The organism is Paraburkholderia sp. RL17-347-BIC-D, assembly GCF_046027915.1.
Taxonomy (GTDB): Bacteria; Pseudomonadota; Gammaproteobacteria; order Burkholderiales; family Burkholderiaceae; genus Paraburkholderia.
The window spans coordinates 1-691 of sequence record NZ_JARESS010000219.1 but is presented as its reverse complement, the minus strand read 5'-3'; the positions used below and the strand labels follow the sequence as shown (position 1 = coordinate 691).

At 61.9% G+C, this 691-nt stretch carries 1 protein-coding gene; it reads left to right on the top strand.

Annotated elements, in window-relative coordinates; genetic code table 11:
- Positions 1-663: TolC family protein (locus P0D96_RS48250; RefSeq protein ID WP_408321422.1), on the top strand; the 663-nt coding region annotated here is incomplete at its 5' end.
- Positions 664-691 lie beyond the last annotated feature (28 nt).

Sequence of the window (691 nt, the reverse complement as noted above, 5' to 3'; positions counted from 1 at the left end):
GTGAGCCTGCCCATGGGGCCAATAGGGGATGTGCTTGCGCGTCGACCGGACGTCCAGGAAGCAGAGCGTCGGCTGGCGGCATCGACAGCGCGTATCGGTGTTGCGAAAGCCGATTTCTATCCGCACGTCTCATTGAGCGGGTTTCTCGGCTTTCTCTCGAGCCACGGCACGGATTTCCTGACAGCGGGATCGCAGGCATGGTCGATTATGCCGGGCATTACGTGGGATGGTTTGAATGTACAGCGCGTGCGTGCGAATCTGCATGCGGCGCAAGCACGCTCGGACGCTGCGCAGGCCATTTACGAGCAAAGCATTCTTGTCGCGATCGAGGATGTTGACAGCGCAGTCACGTCCTACAACGAAACTCATGCACGGGTCGGCAAGCTGATCGATCAGTTTGCGCAGAGCCACCGCGCAGCTGACCTCGCGCGTGTCCGCTACCGGGAGGGATCGACAGGCTTTCTGGAACTGCTCGATGCCGAGCGGGTGGAGCTCGCTGCAGGGGACGATCTGGCGCAGGCTGAATCGGATATTAACGTGCGCGCCGTGGCGCTGTACAAATCACTTGGCGGGGGGTGGGAAGCCTGCGGCGGTGAGCGTTGCGATGGACTTGCGCAGACCCAGGCTTCGACTGAAGGCACCCAGTCCTCCACGGCGCGCTGATCTGGCTAGCTCAGCTTTGCCGTCGGCC